Annotated in this window: 18 protein-coding genes; 5 read left to right on the top strand and 13 right to left on the bottom strand. The window is 44.4% G+C overall.

Going from position 1 to position 19,606, the window contains the following annotated elements; all coding sequences use genetic code 11:
- Positions 1-69: 69 nt before the first annotated feature.
- Positions 70-1,566 (bottom strand): catalase, encoded by a 1,497-nt coding sequence (locus AC0VYA_RS02400; RefSeq protein ID WP_475489933.1) that lies wholly within the window; start codon positions 1,564-1,566, stop codon positions 70-72.
- 132 nt (positions 1,567-1,698) lie between these two features.
- Positions 1,699-2,826 (bottom strand): GGDEF domain-containing protein, encoded by a 1,128-nt coding sequence (locus AC0VYA_RS02395; protein WP_475489932.1) that lies wholly within the window; start codon positions 2,824-2,826, stop codon positions 1,699-1,701.
- 297 nt (positions 2,827-3,123) lie between these two features.
- On the opposite strand from AC0VYA_RS02395, the gene AC0VYA_RS02390 reads away from it, so the two are divergent.
- Positions 3,124-4,812: a S41 family peptidase gene (locus AC0VYA_RS02390; RefSeq protein ID WP_475489931.1), complete on the top strand. Its 1,689-nt coding sequence runs from the start codon at positions 3,124-3,126 to the stop codon at positions 4,810-4,812.
- A gap of 102 nt (positions 4,813-4,914) precedes the next feature.
- On the opposite strand, the gene rpsQ is transcribed toward AC0VYA_RS02390, so the two are convergent.
- From rpsQ to rpsJ, 11 genes are read right to left on the bottom strand one after another with little or no spacing between them, the layout of a single operon-like run.
- The gene (rpsQ, locus tag AC0VYA_RS02385) at positions 4,915-5,166 is read right to left on the bottom strand and encodes a 30S ribosomal protein S17 (protein ID WP_006992677.1); all 252 of its coding nucleotides are present in this window, start codon (positions 5,164-5,166) and stop codon (positions 4,915-4,917) included.
- Positions 5,166-5,357: a 50S ribosomal protein L29 gene (gene rpmC, locus AC0VYA_RS02380; RefSeq protein ID WP_006992676.1), complete on the bottom strand. Its 192-nt coding sequence runs from the start codon at positions 5,355-5,357 to the stop codon at positions 5,166-5,168. Before rpmC ends, rpsQ begins: the two co-directional genes overlap by 1 nt.
- Positions 5,357-5,767 (bottom strand): 50S ribosomal protein L16, encoded by a 411-nt coding sequence (gene rplP / locus AC0VYA_RS02375; protein ID WP_006992675.1) that lies wholly within the window; start codon positions 5,765-5,767, stop codon positions 5,357-5,359. Before rplP ends, rpmC begins: the two co-directional genes overlap by 1 nt.
- A 2-nt stretch (positions 5,768-5,769) precedes the next feature.
- Complete coding sequence (rpsC, locus tag AC0VYA_RS02370; RefSeq protein ID WP_006992674.1) at positions 5,770-6,468, bottom strand: 30S ribosomal protein S3; 699 nt, start codon at positions 6,466-6,468, stop codon at positions 5,770-5,772.
- A 9-nt stretch (positions 6,469-6,477) separates the two neighbouring features.
- Positions 6,478-6,810: a 50S ribosomal protein L22 gene (rplV, locus tag AC0VYA_RS02365; protein WP_006992673.1), complete on the bottom strand. Its 333-nt coding sequence runs from the start codon at positions 6,808-6,810 to the stop codon at positions 6,478-6,480.
- A 10-nt stretch (positions 6,811-6,820) separates the two neighbouring features.
- Positions 6,821-7,096 carry a 30S ribosomal protein S19 gene (gene rpsS, locus AC0VYA_RS02360; RefSeq protein ID WP_011573392.1) on the bottom strand — a complete coding sequence of 92 codons (276 nt, stop codon included), beginning with the start codon at positions 7,094-7,096 and terminating at the stop codon, positions 6,821-6,823.
- Between the two features lie 15 nt (positions 7,097-7,111).
- A complete protein-coding gene (rplB, locus tag AC0VYA_RS02355; RefSeq protein WP_006992671.1) occupies positions 7,112-7,936 on the bottom strand; it encodes a 50S ribosomal protein L2 in 825 nt (274 codons plus the stop codon).
- Positions 7,937-7,950: 14 nt separating this feature from the next.
- Positions 7,951-8,253 carry a 50S ribosomal protein L23 gene (gene rplW / locus AC0VYA_RS02350; protein WP_006992670.1) on the bottom strand — a complete coding sequence of 101 codons (303 nt, stop codon included), beginning with the start codon at positions 8,251-8,253 and terminating at the stop codon, positions 7,951-7,953.
- Positions 8,250-8,855: a 50S ribosomal protein L4 gene (gene rplD, locus AC0VYA_RS02345; protein WP_006992669.1), complete on the bottom strand. Its 606-nt coding sequence runs from the start codon at positions 8,853-8,855 to the stop codon at positions 8,250-8,252. Before rplD ends, rplW begins: the two co-directional genes overlap by 4 nt.
- 18 nt (positions 8,856-8,873) lie before the next feature.
- Positions 8,874-9,512, bottom strand: coding sequence for a 50S ribosomal protein L3 (rplC, locus tag AC0VYA_RS02340; protein WP_011573391.1), 639 nt, complete (start codon positions 9,510-9,512; stop codon positions 8,874-8,876).
- An 18-nt stretch (positions 9,513-9,530) separates the two neighbouring features.
- Complete coding sequence (gene rpsJ, locus AC0VYA_RS02335; RefSeq protein WP_006992667.1) at positions 9,531-9,842, bottom strand: 30S ribosomal protein S10; 312 nt, start codon at positions 9,840-9,842, stop codon at positions 9,531-9,533.
- A gap of 356 nt (positions 9,843-10,198) precedes the next feature.
- Here rpsJ and AC0VYA_RS02330 point away from each other — a divergent pair, with 356 nt between their 5' ends.
- From AC0VYA_RS02330 to fusA, 4 genes are all read left to right on the top strand, one after another.
- Positions 10,199-12,409 carry a GspE/PulE family protein gene (locus tag AC0VYA_RS02330; protein ID WP_475489930.1) on the top strand — a complete coding sequence of 737 codons (2,211 nt, stop codon included), beginning with the start codon at positions 10,199-10,201 and terminating at the stop codon, positions 12,407-12,409.
- A gap of 154 nt (positions 12,410-12,563) precedes the next feature.
- Positions 12,564-15,905: an amidohydrolase family protein gene (locus AC0VYA_RS02325; RefSeq protein ID WP_475489929.1), complete on the top strand. Its 3,342-nt coding sequence runs from the start codon at positions 12,564-12,566 to the stop codon at positions 15,903-15,905.
- A gap of 146 nt (positions 15,906-16,051) precedes the next feature.
- Positions 16,052-17,074, top strand: coding sequence for a diguanylate cyclase domain-containing protein (locus AC0VYA_RS02320; protein WP_473477874.1), 1,023 nt, complete (start codon positions 16,052-16,054; stop codon positions 17,072-17,074).
- Between the two features lie 273 nt (positions 17,075-17,347).
- Complete coding sequence (gene fusA / locus AC0VYA_RS02315; RefSeq protein WP_011573387.1) at positions 17,348-19,435, top strand: elongation factor G; 2,088 nt, start codon at positions 17,348-17,350, stop codon at positions 19,433-19,435.
- Positions 19,436-19,606 lie beyond the last annotated feature (171 nt).

The raw sequence follows: 19,606 nt of genomic DNA, 5'->3' as shown, positions 1-19,606 counted from the left end.
AGAATGCGTCCAGCGGTTTTGATTAAGGCGTCGCTATGGCGTAATGGTATTAAAAGCTAACGACTTACACTATCTAACAGGTGTGTCATCGGTAACCGGTACTGCATTTGTGTCACTGTCTAGATTTTCATTCGCTAAACGCACACCTCTTGCATATTCTGGATGCACTTTTTCTAACACTGCATACCAACGCTCTTTCACCGAGGAGGAACAAGGCCCCATCGCTGCCGCGTAATTGTCGTATAAGCGCTGCTTTTGCGCATCATCAAACATTTCATACAAAGCCCTAGGCTGCACATAATCGGCATCACTCTCTTGTTGTTCGTAGCGAGCGGCGTCTCCGTCAATACGCAACGGCGGCTCTTCAACGCTAGCATCAGCGACGGGTCCATTATGTTGATTTGGCTCATAGTAGGCGTCTGGATTACCAAAGTCATTGGTGAAAAAACGCATTGAACCGTCCTTATGATAATGCTGTATGTTAGATGCCTTAGCCGCATTGGCCGGTAAAGCTTCGTAATGCGTCCCTAAGCGGTAACGATGAGCATCTGCGTATGAGAAAACGCGCGCTTGTAGCATCTTGTCTGGGCTATAGCCAATTCCAGGTACTACATTTGATGGACTGTAAGCTGCATTTTCAACCATCTGAAAATAGTTCTCAGGATTTTCATTCATTTCCAGCTCACCCACTTCAATGAGCGGGAAGTCAGCGTGAGGCCAAATTTTTGTGATGTCAAAAGGATTGAAAGGTTGATTCTCTGCTTCTAACTCGGGCATAACCTGAATGTACATGGTCCATTTAGGGAAATTTCCTTCCTCTATCGCGTTATACAAGTCTTCTTGATAAGCCTCTCGGGTTTTGCCCGTTAACGCTTCTGCTTCAGCATTGGTGTAATGCTTATGGCCTTGCTGTGTTTTAAAGTGAAATTTAACCCAGTGGCGCTCAGCATCTTTATTCCACATACTAAAAGTGTGGCTACCATAACCGTTCATGTACATCGGATTAACTGGGATCCCACGATCTGACATAAGAATAGTCACTTGATGCACGCATTCTGGCTGGGCCGCCCAGAAGTCGAACATGGCTTCAGGAGAGCGTAAATTTGTTTTGGGGTGGCGCTTTTGGGTGCGGATAAAGTCAGGAAACTTGAAACCGTCTCTTATAAAGAATACTGGGGTATTGTTACCCACCATATCCCAATTACCTTCTTCGGTATAAAACTTGAGACTAAAGCCACGTACATCACGTTCTGTATCTGCCGCGCCGGACTCTCCTGCCACTGTAGACCAACGGCTTAACACTTCAGTGGTATTGCCTACGCTGGAGAATAATTTAGCACAAGAATATTGGCTAATATCATGGGTAACAGTAAATTTGCCTTTCAAGCCCCAGCCTTTGGCGTGAACTGCGCGTTCAGGAATACGTTCACGGTTCTGATGAGCTAGTTTTTCAATCAGTTGATAATCAGTGAGCAGCAGCGGTCCGCGCTCGCCTGCCGACCTTGAAGTACTATTTGAGGGAACTGGTGCACCAGCACTGGTGGTTAATCTTGGTTTATCTGACATACGCTTCTCTCCATTGCTTCAATTATCAAATCTACGCTTACATAGTTTCAGTAGATCGTTATCAAGAATTGTAGCAGTGCCATACAAGAAAGTGTCATGAACAAACTAGATGGGATTAATCATGGTACTCAATCAGCCCACACAAACTCGCCCGTGCTTTAGACTAGAATGAAGAGTTAATGCGTGAAATGCCCGAGTGATAATCGGCTGCAAGACGCTATCGTCAACGTCAAGTTCACTAATACCAATGCTCACCGACGGAATAACCTCCCTTAACTGCGCATTGCTTTTTAGCTGCTCAAAGTACGAGCTAATTTTATTTGCTAAACACATAGCCTGTTTGGCTGACGTTTTTGGCAACAAAAGAACAAATTTTTCATCTTCTATTTGACCAAGATAGTCAGAGTCGCGACACACAGTTGAGATTGATTTTGCAACTTGGTTCAATACTTCATCCGCGGTGTCCCGACCGTAATTGGTGAGTATTTGTGGGAAGCGGTCGATATCAAACGCGAGAACACTCATAGACTCGTTGTGGCGTCGTGCTGTGGCGATAAGCTTGCGTGCCGATAACTCTAGCGCATTGAGATTAAAAACAGGCGTTTCTTGCCCAGAATCCCCCCCCAAGGATTTTGCGGCTAATTCGATGTGAGCGTGCTTGTTAAAGTTAAACATCATCAGACATAAACCGAGAAGTAAGATAGCTATCGTCATCCAAAACACCACTCGTTGAACGGATCTCAAGGCATCAATTCGCTTGTTATCCTGGATCTCATATTGCCGCGTGACATCCTCAAGTTTCTGTAATAATGGTGTATACGCCATCTCCATCAATGCCTTAGCATCTAACTTCGCCCCATTCTGAATTTTCTCTAGATTCAAAGCGAAGTAGAGTTGATCACCAAATATAGTTAATTGTTCGGTAACATTATTATCAGCAGTGAAATAAAGCGCTTGTAGCTCAGCAGACAAAGGGGACGCTTGGCCTTTTTCTAATGCGCTGAAATGAGGCTCTGTTAAATGCTGATGGTTGACCTGCATTTCTCCTAAAGCCTGCAAACTGGTTTGTTTGGCTGCAATATCTTCACTGTATAGGTAAGCTGAAGCAAATAAACTCGCTCTTTGAAGCAACATGCGTTGCTGCCCGCTGATATTGACTTCGTGGGTGATCTTTGCTTGCGCTTGAATGACTCTATCTAATGTTAAAAAAACAAACACAGCAAGTAATACACCGAGTAATAAGTATACCGTACTGGACATTGCGGCGCCTCGTGCATAACCCGGTGGATAATGTGAAGAGCGATTTGTAGTCATACTTTTGTGCCTCCAAGGCATAGTGAAACGCTCAGTCAAATTTACTGCGGTGATAGAGGTTAAGTCATAGTTTTAGTGTGTTAAGTGGCAAAATTTTAGTCTGCAAAGAGCGTTTTAAACATTGGACTTTAGGTTATTCGACAAAAGTGCAAGAACGCTTGAAACAATCTATTTTGATTTAATTCGGTACTTGAAATCGGACTTTAAATTAGCGCCGGCATCAACACACTAAAATCGAAATGGATGAATAAATTTGCCTCCACAAACAATTTGTCGCGTAATAACGTTAGATTTATAAAAAGTGAGTTTTTCGTGAATTTAAAATTGCTGTGCCAACTTACATTAATAAATGTAAGTGTATTCTTAATGTCTTGCGGTGGGGGAAATGGAGGTGCAAGTTCGAGCTCTTCAACCCCCACTGTGCCTTCCTCTGAAGCACGCTGGGTATCTGGGGTCTACGAAGACGAGTCTCTATTTAAAGATAGCTGCGCCATCCCTAGAAGCGGAGTCAGCAGCGTAACGGGGGAAGCTTTTACCGATGCTGCTGGTGATGCTCTTGATGAAAAGCTTTGGCTGCGCTCTTGGACCAATAACACTTACCTTTGGTATGACGAAGTCGACGACAATAATCCGGCTGATTTCTCAACTTCAAAATACTTCGAGCAACTGAAAACAGATTTTCGGTCCGACGCGGGATCATTTAAAGACAACTTTCACTTTTCTCAAAGCACAGATGAGTATTTAACCCGCACTCAACGAGGTCAGTCCTTTGGTTACGGTATCAGTTGGGAGTTTATTCAGGCGAGCGCGCCAAGACGCATTATTGTGCGCTACACACAACCTGGCTCTCCTGCAGAAAACGCTGGGATTGAACGTGGTGATGAGTTGATTGCAATAGACACTATCGATTTTATTAACACTGAGAATAATGATGACGTTGATACAATCAACGAGGCACTTTTTCCTTCAAGCGCAGGGCAAGTGTTTCAGTTTACCTTGCAAAAGAAAAGTGGAGTTCAGCGCGACTACTCATTAACACCCAGTAATGTTGAACTTTCGCCCGTACGAAACTCGACGGTATTATCAACAGAGATAGGTTCTGTCGGTTACGTTCAGTTTGATAGCCATATTCAGAGCGCACAGGGTCCTTTAATATCCGCTTTCAATCTATTTAGCCAAAACAATGTGCAAGCCCTCATACTAGACTTGCGCTATAACGGCGGTGGCTTGCTGTCTATGGCCTCACAATTGGCATTTATGGTCACAGGAGAACAGCAAACAGACGGCCTCATCTTTGATGAACTTAAGTTCAATGATAAGCATCCGACTTTTGATCCAGTCACAGGCAGGCGACTTCAACCAACCCCGTTTTATAACCGCGAAATAGATTATGAACGGAATGTGTTTACGTTAAATGCCCTACCCAGCTTGGGCTTAAATACGATATATATACTGTCCAGTGGTGCAACCTGCTCAGCAAGCGAAGCGGTTATAAACGGTTTAAGAGGCATCGATGTTGAGGTGGTTATAATTGGCGATACAACATGCGGCAAACCCTACGGCTTTTATCCTACAGATAACTGTGGCACCACCTACTTCACAATACAGTTTCAAGGCAGTAATCAAAAAGGCTTTGGCGAATATTCAGACGGATTTATTCCTACCCCTAACCCCATATTTGAAGCTGATGTGCAAGGCTGCTTAGTGGAAGATGACTTTAGTCACGCATTAGGCTCTACTGATGAACGCATGCTCAGCGCAGCGGTAAATCACTTACAAACCGGCCAGTGCCCGGTACAAGCTAAAGCGAAAATAGCCGTAGCCCAGTTTCCTGTCAGTCAAGGTCCGAGCATTCAAACCTCTGTTAGTATTCTCGATGCCATCATGCTTGAAAATGCCCTTAACCAACCTATTGGTGAGCCACAAAAGTAAATCCTGCGTGAATCGGGTCCTTGCAAAAATATTATAAGAACACAGAAACAAAAAAGGCGCGACTCTTACGAGGCGCGCCTTTTAAATTGTATCTAAAACTTATTAAGCTTTAGTAACGATATCTACCAACATCCAGTTTTTGGATTTAGACATAGGACGACATTCACGTACTGTTACTACGTCGCCTGTGTTGCATTGGTTAGTCTCGTCATGAGCGTGTAGCTTAGTAGTACGCTTAATGAACTTACCATAAATAGGGTGTTTCACTTTACGCTCTACTGCAACAGTAATGGTTTTATCCATTTTGTTGCTGACCACACGACCTTGTACTGTACGACTTGATTGTTCAGTCATTATGCAGCAGCCTTTTGAGTCAGAATGGTTTTAACACGCGCAATACTGCGACGTACTTTACGAATTTGGTCAGTTTTTTCAAGCTGGCCAGTACTCGCTTGCATACGTAGGTTGAATTGTTCACGAAGCAAGTTTAATAGCTCAGTGTTCAATTCTTCTACGCTTTTATCTTTCAGTTCTGTGGCTTTCATTACATCACCGTCCGAGTTACAAAGGTGGTTTTAAACGGCAGTTTTGACGCGGCCAATTCAAACGCTTCGCGAGCTACTGACTCTGGAACACCTTCCATTTCATATAGAACACGACCTGGTTGAATTTGGCAAACCCAGTATTCAACGTTACCTTTACCTTTACCTTGACGCACTTCAAGAGGCTTCTCAGTAATTGGCTTGTCAGGGAAAACTCGAATCCAAATTTTACCTTGACGCTTAACGGCACGTGTCATAGCACGACGAGCTGCTTCGATTTGGCGAGCAGTCATACGACCACGGCCAACGGATTTTAGTCCGAACGTTCCAAAACTCACACTGTCACCAGCGGCATAGCCACGATTACGACCTTTGTGCATTTTACGGAACTTCATACGTTTAGGTTGTAACATAATTAGCCCTCACGCTTAGGTGAACGGCCTTTCTTCTTAGGCTGAGCTGGTTGCTCTTGCGTAAGAGGCAATCCGCCCAATACTTCACCTTTGAAGATCCAGACCTTCACGCCAATGATACCGTAAGTCGTGTTAGCTTCTGATGTTGCATAGTCGATGTCAGCACGGAAAGTGTGTAATGGAACACGACCTTCACGATACCACTCGGCACGCGCAATCTCAGCACCGCCTAAACGGCCACTTACTTGAACTTTAATACCTTTGGCACCAATTCTCATCGCGTTCTGTACTGCGCGCTTCATAGCACGACGGAACATTACACGACGCTCTAACTGACTAGCAATGCTGTCAGCAACCAGTTGACCGTCTAATTCAGGCTTGCGTACTTCAGCGATGTTAATCTGAGCAGGCACGCCGGCCAACTTAGATACATGCTTCCGTAGCTTCTCAACGTCTTCACCTTTCTTACCGATTACAACGCCAGGACGAGCAGTGTGAATAGTCACACGGATGCTTTTCGCTGGACGCTCAATAACGATCTTAGAAAGAGAAGCAGTCTTAAGTGCCTTTGTCAGATACTGACGTACCTGATGATCATTAAACAAGTTATCTGCATAATCTGCAGTATTAGCGTACCAGGTAGATGTCCATGGTTTGCTGATACCCAGGCGTATGCCTGTAGGATGTACCTTCTGTCCCATTATCTTCTCCTAGTTATCAGCCACAACAACAGTGATGTGACTGCTACGCTTAAATATACGATCAGCACGGCCTTTGGCTCTTGGCTTGATACGCTTCATAGTTGGGCCTTCATCAACGAAAACTTTTGAGACAGTCAATTCATCGATGTCTGCGCCTTCGTTATGTTCAGCGTTCGCAATTGCTGACTCTAATACTTTTTTGATTAGATCGGCACTTTTCTTAGGGCTATAAGCCAAAAGTTCAAGTGCTTTTTCAACATGTAAACCGCGAATTTGATCTGCAACCAAGCGTGCCTTTTGAGCCGAGGTACGGGCATGGCGATGTGTAGCTAATGCTTCCATATTTTATCCCCTATCTCTTAGCTTTCTTATCCGCGACATGGCCGCGGTAAGTACGCGTTGGTGCAAATTCGCCCAACTTATGGCCGACCATTTCGTCACTGACGAAAACTGGAACGTGCTGGCGACCGTTATGGACCGCAATGGTCAACCCAATCATATCTGGGATGATCATAGAACGACGAGACCAAGTTTTGATTGGTTTCTTGTCGTTCTTTTCCACTGCAGCCTCAACCTTCTTCAGCAAGTGTAGGTCTATAAATGGACCCTTCTTGAGAGAACGTGGCATGGTGAATCCTCGCTGTTACTTATTACGACGACGTACGATAAGTTTATCGGTACGCTTGTTACTACGGGTTTTCTTACCCTTAGTTGGAACACCCCAAGGTGATACTGGGTGACGGCCGCCTGATGTGCGTCCTTCACCACCACCGTGTGGGTGATCTACTGGGTTCATGGCAACACCACGAACTGTTGGGCGGATACCGCGCCATCTGTTCGCACCGGCTTTACCAAGTGAACGTAGCATGTGTTCTGCATTACCGATTTCGCCAATAGTGGCACGGCAGTCTGCTAATACTCGACGAACTTCACCAGAACGTAAACGAAGAGTTACATAACCCTCGGCACGCGCTAGGATTTGAGCGTACTGACCAGCAGAACGAGCAATTTGTGCACCTTTACCAGGCTTCATCTCAATAGCGTGTACCGTAGTACCTACTGGGATGTTACGCATTGGTAAAGAGTTACCAGCTTTGATCGCAGCGTCTGAACCAGATTGAATCTGATCACCTGCTTTAGCGCCCTTAGGTGCCAAGATATAGCGACGTTCGCCGTCTGCGTACAACACCAAACAGATGTTTGCAGAACGGTTAGGATCATATTCTAAACGCTCAATTTTAGCTGGAATGCCGTCTTTGTTGCGTTTGAAATCTATAACACGATAGTGTTGCTTGTGGCCACCACCAACGTGACGTACTGTGATACGTCCGTTATTATTACGGCCACCAGATTTGCTGTTCTTTTCAAGCAAAGGAGCGTAAGGAGCGCCTTTGTGTAGATCAGGGTTAACAACCTGAACTACGTGACGACGACCAGCAGAAGTCGGCTTAGCTTTCAATAATGGCATGTCTAGTCCCCTTCTTAGCCTTCGCTGCCAGCAAAGTCGATGTCTTGACCTTCTTTAAGCACTACGTAAGCTTTTTTCCAGTCTTTACGCTTGCCGAAAGATGCACCGTGACGCTTGGTTTTACCCTTTACGTTAACAGTACGAACAGAATTAACTTCAACTTCGAACAATTTTTCAACTGCCGCTTTGATTTCTTCTTTGTTCGCATCTTTAAGCACTTTGAAAACAACAGTGTTGTTAACTTCAGCTGCAAGCGTTGCTTTTTCAGAAACATGTGGTGCTAAAACCACTTTTAAAAGACGTTCTTCGTTAATCATGCTAACGCCTCCTCTAATGCTTTCACTGCATCAGCAGTTATCAACACTTTTTCGAATGCGATCAGGCTGACTGGGTCAATGCCTTGTACATCACGTACGTCAACTTTGTATAAGTTGCGAGCTGCTAAGAACAAGTTCTCATCAACTTCAGACGTTACGATTAGTACATCACTTAGCTCAAGGCCATTTAACTTAGAAAGTAATTCTTTAGTTTTAGGCGCTTCAACTGAAAACTTTTCAACCACGATTAAACGTTCTTGACGTACCAATTCAGACAGGATGCTTTGAATCGCACCACGGTACATCTTCTTGTTAACCTTTTGGCTGTGATCCTGTGGCTTAGCAGCGAATGTTACACCACCAGAACGCCAGATAGGACTACGGATAGTACCAGCACGGGCACGACCTGTTCCTTTTTGACGCCAAGGTTTGGCACCACCACCACGAACTTCAGAGCGTGTTTTTTGTGCTTTAGAACCCTGACGGGCGCCTGCACCGAATGCAACTACTACTTGATGTACTAGTGCTTCGTTAAATTCACGTCCAAAGGTTGCTTCGGATACTTCAAGAGCGCTTTGCGCATCTTTCAATACTAATTCCATCACTTAACTCCCCAGACGTTACGCTTTAACTGCAGCTTTGATGATGACGTCGCCACCTGGCGCTCCAGGAACATTGCCTCTTACTAGAAGAAGGTTGTTCTCTGCGTCAACACGTACTACATCCAAAGACTGAACTGTCACACGTTTATTTCCCATCTGACCGGCCATTTTTTTGCCTTTGAAGACTTTACCTGGTGATTGGTTTTGGCCAATTGAACCAGGAGCACGGTGAGACAATGAGTTACCATGTGAATTACGTTGGTGGCTAAAGTTCCAGCGCTTAATAGCACCTTGGAAACCTTTACCTTTAGAAGTTCCTGCAACGTCAACCATTTTGGTTTCAGCAAAGATTTCAACAGTGATTTCACTGCCAACTTCTATGCCTTCGCCTTCGTTGCCGTCTAAACGGAATTCCCATAAACCACGACCAGCTTCCACGCCAGCTTTAGCAAAATGACCTGCTGCTGCTTTATTTACGCGGTTCGCTTTTTTGTCGCCAGCGGTTACTTGAAGCGCTGTATACCCGTCGGTTTCATCAGTACGTAACTGAGTAACACGGTTCGGGGTGGCTTCTATAACAGTCACTGGTATTGATACGCCGTCTTCAGTGAAGATGCGTGTCATACCAACTTTACGACCGATAAGACCAATCGCCATTGTTAAAACCCTCTCTTGTTAGCCCAGGCTGATTTGAACATCAACACCGGCAGCCAAGTCCAATCTCATCAAGGCATCTACTGTTTTATCAGTAGGCTCGATGATATCCACCAAACGCTTATGTGTACGAATTTCATACTGATCACGCGCATCTTTGTTTACGTGAGGTGAAGTAAGTATTGTATAACGCTCTTTACGGGTAGGTAGAGGAATAGGTCCACTAACCTGAGCACCGGTACGCTTCGCAGTTTCAACGATTTCAGCCGTAGACTGATCGATCAACTTGTGATCAAACGCTTTCAAACGAATACGAATTCTTTGATTTGGCATCGATTAAGCTCCAATCGAAAGAACAAAAAAAACCATCCTCGACTACCTTTTTACTTTAGGTAGGGGGATGAATGAAAAACTGCTAACCCAAAATTAGGGTCCTGTATTTAATGACGTTCGGCCGAGGCCTAAGTCAAAACCATTGCCCTTCTGGACAAGTGGGCGCGAAGTATACCTGTATCGCTTATTTTTGCAACAACCAATTGTAAAATAATAGAGATTACCTACCCATTACTTTTAAATACCTACCACGTTCAACTTTTTCCCATGAATGTAAAACAAGTGTTATCCCATTATTCACTCGGCTATAGTGTGACGATAAGTATAAATAAAAAACAAATTTGACGCAGGCTTCTATGGAACATCAATCGGCTTTACAAGAACTTAAGCAACTATTAGCTAACGCCCCTTCTTTAATCAGTGCTTACGACAAATTAGAGCCATTGTTACTATCATTATTTAATGTTCAACGCATGAGTATCTTTCAGCGCAGAATGCAGCACCAAGATCTTGTTGCCCGCTTTAAAACAGGCAATGAGATACAAGAAATTAAAGTCCCCATTAGCCCGCAGTCGATTGCGGGTTACGTAGCATTAAGTCAAAAGCCACTGATTGTTAATGACCCCTATAGCAGTGAAGAGCTATCTGCGATACATCCACGGCTAAAATTCGCTGATAAATTCGATAAAAGCTCTACCTTCAAAACACAGAACCTTATTTGCATACCTATTTTAAACGCAGGTGTGTTGATGGGTATTATGCAAATCATCAATAGAAACGATGGTGTCTTTCAATCGGCCGACTTAGCGTTAGCCGATAAAGTCGCACAGGCTTTAGGCAATAAGTTTCGCTATGAGCTTGGTGGAACTAGCCAGCCGTTCGATTATCTAGTCCATAGAAACGTAATAGATGAAGACACATTGGCGAAGTATGTACACACTAATCCTGATCACGCCCACCTCGTTCAACGATTGATGACGGAAAAGCGCATACCAGAAGACGAGATGGGTATCGCGCTGTCAGTGCATTATCAAGTCCCTTACATCGGTTATAAACCGGACCGATTTCATCTATATCAAAGCGACAGCAAATTAAATTTATCATATCTGAAACGTAACTTTGTTGCGGTGATCACCGATGCCAGTGAAAAACCCACTGTGCTAATGGCGCAGCCCAGTAATGCCAATTTACTGATGGAAATTGAGAGTGCATTAGGCATTGATAGCTATGGGATCTCGGTCGCACTGCCTAACACCGTTTTACAATACTTAGGTGAAGCAAGCGGTGGTGGCGCTGGTCCTGGCGCCATGAACGAGATCCTAGATGAAATAGAAACCAGTGGTCAAGAAGCCGATGAGCAAGCTGATGATATGTCTGACGATGCACCAGCTGTAGTGCGCCTGGTCAGCCGTATTTTGCACGATGCCAAGCGACTCGATGCATCTGATATTCATATAGATGCAGAGAAAAATGCGCCAACAAGAGTTCGTATGCGCATTGACGGAGTGTGCCGCGATATCACCCAAGTGCCTGCTTCGCACCACAATGCCGTAATTGCCCGCATCAAGATCATGTCTAATTTGAACATCGCCGAGAAGCGCCTACCTCAAGATGGCAAGCTCGCCTTTAAATTATCAGGGCAAATTATCGAAGTACGCGTGGCGACGATTCCCACTGTGGCCGGGGAAGGTGTTGTTATGCGTATTCTTGCTACCGGCGGCGCACTGCCTATGGAGAAAATAAATCTATCACCAGCCAATAACCAAAGCATATTACGCATGATTGAAAAGCCCCATGGCATTTTGCTGGTCGTTGGCCCAACAGGCTCAGGTAAAACCACCACTCTACACGCTGTGCTAGGCCACATTAATACCCCTGATAAAAAAATATGGACAGCTGAAGACCCCGTCGAAATCACACAAGCAGGCTTGCAGCAAGTCCAAGTAAGTCCTCGCATCGGATTTACCTTTGCCAGCGCCCTACGCGCTTTTTTACGGGCAGACCCAGACATCATATTAATTGGTGAAATGCGTGACAAAGAGACCGCCCATGCCGGCGTCGAAGCGTCGCTTACAGGGCATTTAGTGTTCTCTACTTTGCACACCAATTCCGCCCCTGAAACCATTACTCGTCTGTTAGATTTGGGCATCGACCCCGTTAACTTTTCTGATGCCTGCATCGGTATTTTGGCCCAGCGCTTGGTGCGTACCTTGTGTAAAAACTGCAAAGAAGCGACCCCAGCATCAGACACTGATGTAGAGTTTATCACGCGCCAGTACGGTGCGGACTACGTATCCGAGCTTAGCCTCCAGCCGACCTTGATGCTGTATAAACCCAAAGGCTGCGATAGATGTGGTAACACAGGCTATAAAGGTAGAACCGGAGTTCATGAATTACTCAGCATGACACCCGCACTGCGCTCAATGGTATATAAGGAAGCACCTGTCAGCCAACTTAAAGCGCAGGCCATGGAAGATGGTATGCGCACCTTGATTCAAGATGGCATTTTAAAAGTGCTAAAAGGGGATACTGATATTGCACAAATTCAAATGCTAGCGGGTGTATAAAAAATTCATCACCTGTGAACTTAAGTTCACAATTTAGCTATTTTGGCCAAATTAAAAGTACTGAGGAAGATAGTCTTCGGTACAGATGTTTTGTATATTTTTCGCTTTCTAATAGTCGACTTTTTATAATAATTAAGCTCTCAGGGAATCACACATGTATAAGAATCTTATCAACGTCGCGCTATTTAGCACGATGCTAAGCTTAAGCGCTGACGCATTCAGTCGCGTTGAGCTTCAAAAAGCTAAGCAAAATGTACTCACAAAAGAAAGCAGCGAAGCAGAATGGGACGTATTGAATCCCCCCTTTAACTTAAACGAAATCACCATTGATACTGATGAAACGACTTGGTCTAGTCTTGATGTTTCGCCAAATGGTGAGAAATTTGTTTTTGATATGCTAGGCGATCTATATGTCAGCTCTATCGCTGGCGGCGAGGCCACCTCGTTAACGCAAGATTTCGCATGGAATATCCAACCTACGTTCAGCCCTGATGGCAAAAAAATAGCGTTTATATCCGATCGCGGTGGCATGTCGAACGTTTGGGTGATGAACAGTGACGGCAGTAATTTAGTGCAAGTAACCAAGGAGAAGAATAACTTAATTCATTCTCCTAAATGGAGCCCTGACGGCCAATATATAGTGGCGAATAAAGGAATAATGTCTAGCCGCAGTATTCCGGCTGGCGAAATCTGGCTATATCACCACTCTGGCGGTGATGGCATGGTGCTTAAGAAACGTGTGCATGGCAACCCAGATCAAAAGAACATAGCAGACCCGGCTTTCTCCCCCGATGGGAAATACCTGTATTACACCCAAGATGTATCACCCGGTAGCACCTTTGATTATAACCGTGACCCGCTAAAATCTATCTTCGCCATTACTCGTTACGATATGAACACAGGCGAAGAAGAACGGTACATCAGCGGCACAGGGGGAGCTGTTGTTCCTACCCCCTCTCCAGACGGTAAGCAGATTGCTTTCATACGCAGAGTCAAAGAGAAAACCGGACTGTTTGTTAAAGATATTGCCACAGGTGTTGAATCCCTTCTCTACTTAAAACTTGAACGTGACATGCAAGAAGGGTTCGGCTCAGAAGGGTATTTTCCCTACTTTGATTGGATGCCTAATTCAAAAAGCATCGTGTTTTGGACCGGTGGTAAATTCCACTCAATTGATGTAAAAACGCAAGCAGTTAAAGACATTCCTGTATCAGTAAAAGCAACCGTAAAATACGCAGATGCAGTGCGTTTTGACGTTGATGTAGCCCCCGAAAAATTTGCGGTAAAAATGGCGCGCTGGGCGCAGAAATCCCCTAATGGGCAAAACATTGTTTTTCAGGCGCTTGGTAAGCTTTACATTAAAGAGATCAAAAGCGGTAAAGTGAAACGCCTTACTCGGCAGAACGATCATGACGAGTACTATCCTCGCTACTCTCACGATGGTAAAAAAATTGTTTTCACCACGTGGAACGATAAAGACTTAGGCAGTGTGCGCACTGTATCCGCTTCCGGTCGTTCAGAAAAAGTAATCAGCAAAGAGCCTGGGCACTTTATCGAGCCAAGCTTCTCTACGGACGACAAACTGATTACCTACAATAAGAAAACTGGTGGCTATTTATTGGCCCCAGAATACTCTGTGGAACCTGGTATCTATACCGCTACGGTAAAGGGTGAAAAACACAGGCGTGTCGCCAAAAACGGTAGCGCGCCACATTTCGCTGGTGACAACAGCCGGGTGTATTTTACCGAGTCTGTATCTGGCAGTGATTACCCTGAACAACAGTTAGTCAGTGTTGACCTCAATGGCGAAGATAAACGTGAACATTTATACGGTGGTGACAAAATCGCTGAGTATCGCTTATCCCCAGATAAAAAATGGATTGCCTTCGTATACCAATATAAAGCGTACATTGCACCTTTCACCGAGATAGGCCAAAAACAAGATATTGGCCCCAAAAGTACCACCATTCCTATTAAGCAACTCTCGGATCGCGCAGGAGAATATCTGACTTGGCGCAGCGACAGCCAAGCGGTTAGTTGGTATCACGCAGCGACTTACTATGAGCGCGAGTTAAAAGAAGCATTTGCATTCGTACCCGGCGCAGCCGAAGATTTACCTGACCCTGTTACTGAGGGCATGTCACTCTCATTTGAGCAGAAAACCGATAAGCCCTCAGGTTATAAAGCACTTGTGGGCGGTACAGTTGTCACTATGCGTGACGCCAATAACCAACAAGAAATCATTGAAGATGCTGTAGTTGTTATCAAGGACAATAAGATTGTTGAAGTAGGCAAACGTGAAGACATTACTATTCCCAACAATGCTCTTAAAATTGACACCACTGGCAAAACAATTCTACCAGGCTTGATTGATGCTCACGCTCATGGCTCACAAGGCAGTAACGAGATTATCCCAGAGCAAAACTGGAACATGTACTCAGCTCTCGCCTTTGGTGTGACGACTATCCATGACCCATCAAATGACACCTCAGAAATTTTTGCTGCCAGCGAATTGCAAAAAGCTGGCAAACGCGTTGCCCCTCGCACCTACTCTACCGGTACCATTATTTATGGTGCGGAAGCCCTAGGCTATAAGGCGATTATTAATAGCTATGAGGATGCACTGACTCACTTGCGTCGCCTTAAAGATGCCGGAGCGATTTCAGTTAAAAGTTATAACCAACCTCGACGCGACCAACGCCAGCAAATATTAGCCGCGGCCCGTGAATTAAACCTGATGGTAGTGCCAGAAGGTGGCGGTAAATATCAGCAAAATATCTCTATGTTAGTAGATGGTCATACAGGGCTCGAGCATTCCCTTCCAATAGCGAAAGGCTATCAAGACTTGACGGCATTGTGGGCGGAAACTGAGTTTGGTTACACCCCAACGTTCGTAGTGTCCTATGGCGGCCTAATGGGTGAAGAGTATTGGTATGACCGCACAGAGGTATGGAAAAACGAAAGACTTTTGCGCTACACACCTAGCTTTCTGTTAGATAGACGCGCTATTCGTCGCCCTACCGCCCCAGATAATCAATACAACCACGTATTTGTTGCACAATACGCTAAAACATTACGTGATAAAGGCGTAAGCGTACATATCGGCGCTCACGGGCAACGTGAAGGCTTAGCTGCGCACTGGGAGCTTTGGCTAATGACGCAAGGTGGTTTCACACCATGGGAAGCACTGCGAGGTGGCACTATTGATGGCGCCACGCACCTAGGCATGGGCAAGCAACTAGGAAGTATTGAAGCAGGCAAGTTAGCGGATATGATGATTATCGACGGTGACGTATTAACGGATATTCGTCGCAGCGAATATGTAACTTATACCGTAATCAACGGCCGTATATATGATGCAGCGACCATGAACGAAGTGGGCAGCAAAACCAAGCGCCCTGCTTTCTTCTTTGAAAATAACAATACACTCTTTATGCCTGAGGCAACACAACAGAGTATTCAACAAAAATCAGAGAAGCATCACTGGGTTCACTAAACCCTATGCACGGATAAGACGGTGGTTTATCTCCTAAATCACTGTCTTTTTTTACTCTTTCATTAATTCAGAGCGCAATGACATTTTCTGGACGTTATATGACAGTCTGGTAAGCTTGAAAAACAATCGGTTTACGAGCGACCTGTGTGAAAAATCACGATTTAGAGAATTCATTTAAACATCTAAAAAACACCATCCCTTTATTGCTTAAGCATAAGATTCCTGCCGTGCCGCTCAACTATGCCCTGTGGTACACCTATGCAAGTAATGAATCTGAATCCCTTAATGAAACTCTTGATCATGCTTTGCAGCGCAATTTACCCATATCAGATTCAAAGACCCGAGACTTATATCGCAAACATGTAGCAGATGAACAAGATGTAGATGTGTGGGAGCTTCGTCACTCTCTTGAAAGCATGGTGATTGAACTGTCTCAATCTGTGCAAGATACCCGCAGTGAAACGCGTAACTTTAAAAGTACCATGGATACCTGCATGGACGACTTAGCGAAAGTAGAGCGAGAGGGCTTGAGTATGGAAGAGGTCATGGACTTAGTCCGGACCTTGGTCAGTCAAACTAAACAAATTCGTGGAAGTACTTTATCTTTTAGCACCGCACTTAATGATGCAGAAAGAGAAATTACGCGATTAAGAAATCAACTTGAACAAAGCCAACAAGCAGCCTTATATGACGCTTTGACTGGTCTGTGTAATCGTAGATACTTTGACGAAGAGTTAGCAGCACATGCTATGCGACCAAACATGTGCCTAATATTGGCTGACTTAGATCATTTTAAAAAGATCAATGACACCCATGGGCATGTCATGGGGGATTTGGTTTTAAAAGCCAGCGCTAAAAAACTCCAAGCTGCATGCAGAGAAGGAGCGCAAGCATTTCGCTTTGGTGGTGAAGAGTTCGCCATTATTGTTCCCAATAGTAAGCTCAGCGTCGCCAGACAAATAGCCGAAACCATGCGCAGATCTATCGAAAAAATTGGGGTTAGAGATAAACGTACATCCCAAGTACTCGGAGGAATAAGTGCTTCATTTGGTATTGCCGAAATGAAAACCGGGATGAATCCCTTGGCGCTTATTGAGGCTGCGGATAAACAGCTATATGAAGCAAAGAACTTAGGTCGAAATCGTGTAATGCCCATGTCTAACGGTTAATTGTTGTTTTCTCCATTCAGAAATTGTGCCGATTCCTTATATTCACGAGAATATTAAAATGACCTAACGTAGCCAATTTACCTGCCTAATAAATAAACAAAACACCACTTTATTCGCTGTCTTAAACCATGTAAAATCCGCGCATTCTTTTAAACGGCCGCCCAAATTCCGTAAAAAAGTGAATATTTAGATTTTTCTAAAAAGAAAATCGGCATCCTGCGGAAATATCTTGTATAATCCCGCGCAATTTTTACTCAGACTGAAGTTGAAGAAATGAAAGATTTAGCACGTTACAGAAACATCGGTATTTTCGCCCACGTTGATGCGGGTAAAACTACCACAACAGAACGAATTTTGAAGCTTACCGGTCAAATACACAAAACCGGTGAAGTACATGATGGTGAATCTACCACTGACTTCATGGAACAAGAAGCTGAGCGCGGTATTACTATCCAATCAGCTGCGGTTAGTTGTTTTTGGAAAGACCACCGTTTCAACGTTATCGATACTCCTGGGCACGTTGACTTCACTGTTGAAGTTTACCGCTCACTTAAAGTACTTGATGGCGGCATCGGTGTTTTCTGTGGTTCTGGTGGTGTTGAGCCTCAGTCAGAAACTAACTGGCGTTATGCGAATGACTCAGAAGTTGCACGTATTATCTTCGTAAACAAGTTGGACCGTATGGGTGCTGACTTCTACCGCGTAGTTGACCAAACCAAAAAAGTACTTGGTGCTAATCCACTCGTTATGGTTCTACCTATCGGTATCGAAGATGACTTCGTTGGTGTGGTTGACCTTCTTACTCGCAAAGCATTCATTTGGGATGACACTGGTCTTCCTGAAAACTACGAAATCACAGATGTTCCTGCGGACATGGTGGATAAAGTAGAAGAATACCGTGAAATGTTGATCGAAACTGCTGTTGAGCAAGACGATGACCTAATGATGGCTTACATGGACGGCGAAGAGCCTTCTATGGAAGACATTAAACGTTGTATCCGTAAAGGTACGCGTACTATGGACTTCTTCCCGACTTACTGTGGTTCTGCATTCAAAAACAAAGGTGTTCAAAACATTCTTGATGCTGTTGTTGATTACCTACCTAGTCCTACAGAAGTTGACCCTCAACCTCTTACAGACGAAGAAGGTGAGCCGAATGGTAAGTACGCAATTGTTTCACCAGATGAAACATTTAAAGCGTTAGCGTTCAAAATTACAGATGACCGTTTTGGTGCTCTTACTTTCGTACGTATCTATTCTGGTACGCTTAAGAAAGGCGACACCATACTTAATGCTGCAACAGGTAAAACTGAACGTATTGGTCGTATGTGTGAAATGCAAGCCGATGACCGTAATGAGTTAACTAGCGCTCAAGCTGGTGACATCATCGCAATCGTTGGTATGAAGAGTAACGTTCAAACAGGTCACACTTTATGTGATCCTAAAGATCCAATCATCCTAGAAGCGATGGTATTCCCTGAACCAGTAATCTCTATCTCTGTTACACCTAAAGATAAAGGTTCAACTGAGAAGATGGGTCTAGCTATCGGTAAAATGGTTGCAGAAGATCCTACATTCCGTGTTGAAACTGACCAAGATTCAGGTGAAACAATCCTATCTGGTATGGGCGAGCTTCACTTGGACATCAAAGTAGATATTCTTAAGCGTACTTACGGTGTTGAATTAGAAGTCGGTGAGCCTCAAGTTGCATACCGTGAAACGATCACTCAAGAAGTTGAAGATTCTTACACTCATAAGAAACAATCTGGTGGTTCTGGTCAGTTCGGTAAAATCGATTATCGTATCAAGCCTGGTGAACCTAATAGTGGTTTCACATTCAGCTCAGTGGTTGTGGGTGGTAATGTACCAAAAGAATTCTTCCCTGCTATCGAAAAAGGTTTTGCAAGCATGATGGAGTCTGGTGTTCTTGCTGGCTTCCCTGTGTTAGATGTTGAGGTTGAGCTTTATGACGGTGGATTCCACGCAGTGGATTCATCAGCAGTTGCATTTGAAATCGCTGCTAAAGGCGCATTCCGTCAATCAATCCCTAAAGCGGGTCCTCAGTTGATTGAACCTATCATGAAAGTTGACGTGTTCACGCCAGACGACCATGTTGGTGATGTTATCGGTGACTTGAACCGTCGTCGCGGTATGATCAAAGATCAAGAAGCTGGCGTTACTGGTGTTCGCGTTAAGGCTGATATCCCTCTTTCAGAAATGTTTGGTTATATCGGTTCATTGCGTACAATGACGTCAGGTCGTGGTCAGTTCTCTATGGAGTTCTCACACTACTCACCTTGTCCGAACAACGTCGCTGAAAAAGTAATTGCTGATACTAAAGAGCGTAACGCTAAGAAGTAATCATTAATTACCGGTAAATTTAAGGCCCTGCTTGTGAAAACAAGCGGGGCTTTTTTGTATCTACATGTCACTCATTTATTACTTTCCTATAGACCTCCTAATAATTTGCATAGTTGCTGACTTTAGGCCAACGTTTGTTCTTAGATTATAGACGCATCAACTTTAAGCGAA

This window comes from Paraglaciecola sp. QJM3NY_14, from assembly GCF_056173245.1.
Note: the sequence above shows the minus strand (reverse complement) of the source record. Positions and strands in the feature narration are given on the sequence as shown.

What these genes read in the sequence shown, in the direction of transcription:
- rplP (WP_006992675.1), bottom strand. Translation starts at nt 5,767, where the DNA reads ATGTTACAACCTAAACGTATGAAGTTCCGTAAAATGCACAAAGGTCGT.
- rpsC (WP_006992674.1), bottom strand. Translation starts at nt 6,468, where the DNA reads ATGGGACAGAAGGTACATCCTACAGGCATACGCCTGGGTATCAGCAAA.
- AC0VYA_RS02325 (WP_475489929.1), top strand. Translation starts at nt 12,564, where the DNA reads ATGTATAAGAATCTTATCAACGTCGCGCTATTTAGCACGATGCTAAGC.
- rpsQ (WP_006992677.1), bottom strand. Translation starts at nt 5,166, where the DNA reads ATGACTGAACAATCAAGTCGTACAGTACAAGGTCGTGTGGTCAGCAAC.
- AC0VYA_RS02395 (WP_475489932.1), bottom strand. Translation starts at nt 2,826, where the DNA reads ATGTCCAGTACGGTATACTTATTACTCGGTGTATTACTTGCTGTGTTT.
- rplW (WP_006992670.1), bottom strand. Translation starts at nt 8,253, where the DNA reads ATGATTAACGAAGAACGTCTTTTAAAAGTGGTTTTAGCACCACATGTT.
- fusA (WP_011573387.1), top strand. Translation starts at nt 17,348, where the DNA reads ATGAAAGATTTAGCACGTTACAGAAACATCGGTATTTTCGCCCACGTT.
- AC0VYA_RS02400 (WP_475489933.1), bottom strand. Translation starts at nt 1,566, where the DNA reads ATGTCAGATAAACCAAGATTAACCACCAGTGCTGGTGCACCAGTTCCC.
- rplV (WP_006992673.1), bottom strand. Translation starts at nt 6,810, where the DNA reads ATGGAAGCATTAGCTACACATCGCCATGCCCGTACCTCGGCTCAAAAG.
- rpsS (WP_011573392.1), bottom strand. Translation starts at nt 7,096, where the DNA reads ATGCCACGTTCTCTCAAGAAGGGTCCATTTATAGACCTACACTTGCTG.
- rplC (WP_011573391.1), bottom strand. Translation starts at nt 9,512, where the DNA reads ATGGCGATTGGTCTTATCGGTCGTAAAGTTGGTATGACACGCATCTTC.
- rplB (WP_006992671.1), bottom strand. Translation starts at nt 7,936, where the DNA reads ATGCCATTATTGAAAGCTAAGCCGACTTCTGCTGGTCGTCGTCACGTA.
- AC0VYA_RS02390 (WP_475489931.1), top strand. Translation starts at nt 3,124, where the DNA reads ATGAATAAATTTGCCTCCACAAACAATTTGTCGCGTAATAACGTTAGA.
- rplD (WP_006992669.1), bottom strand. Translation starts at nt 8,855, where the DNA reads ATGGAATTAGTATTGAAAGATGCGCAAAGCGCTCTTGAAGTATCCGAA.
- rpmC (WP_006992676.1), bottom strand. Translation starts at nt 5,357, where the DNA reads ATGAAAGCCACAGAACTGAAAGATAAAAGCGTAGAAGAATTGAACACT.
- rpsJ (WP_006992667.1), bottom strand. Translation starts at nt 9,842, where the DNA reads ATGCCAAATCAAAGAATTCGTATTCGTTTGAAAGCGTTTGATCACAAG.
- AC0VYA_RS02330 (WP_475489930.1), top strand. Translation starts at nt 10,199, where the DNA reads ATGGAACATCAATCGGCTTTACAAGAACTTAAGCAACTATTAGCTAAC.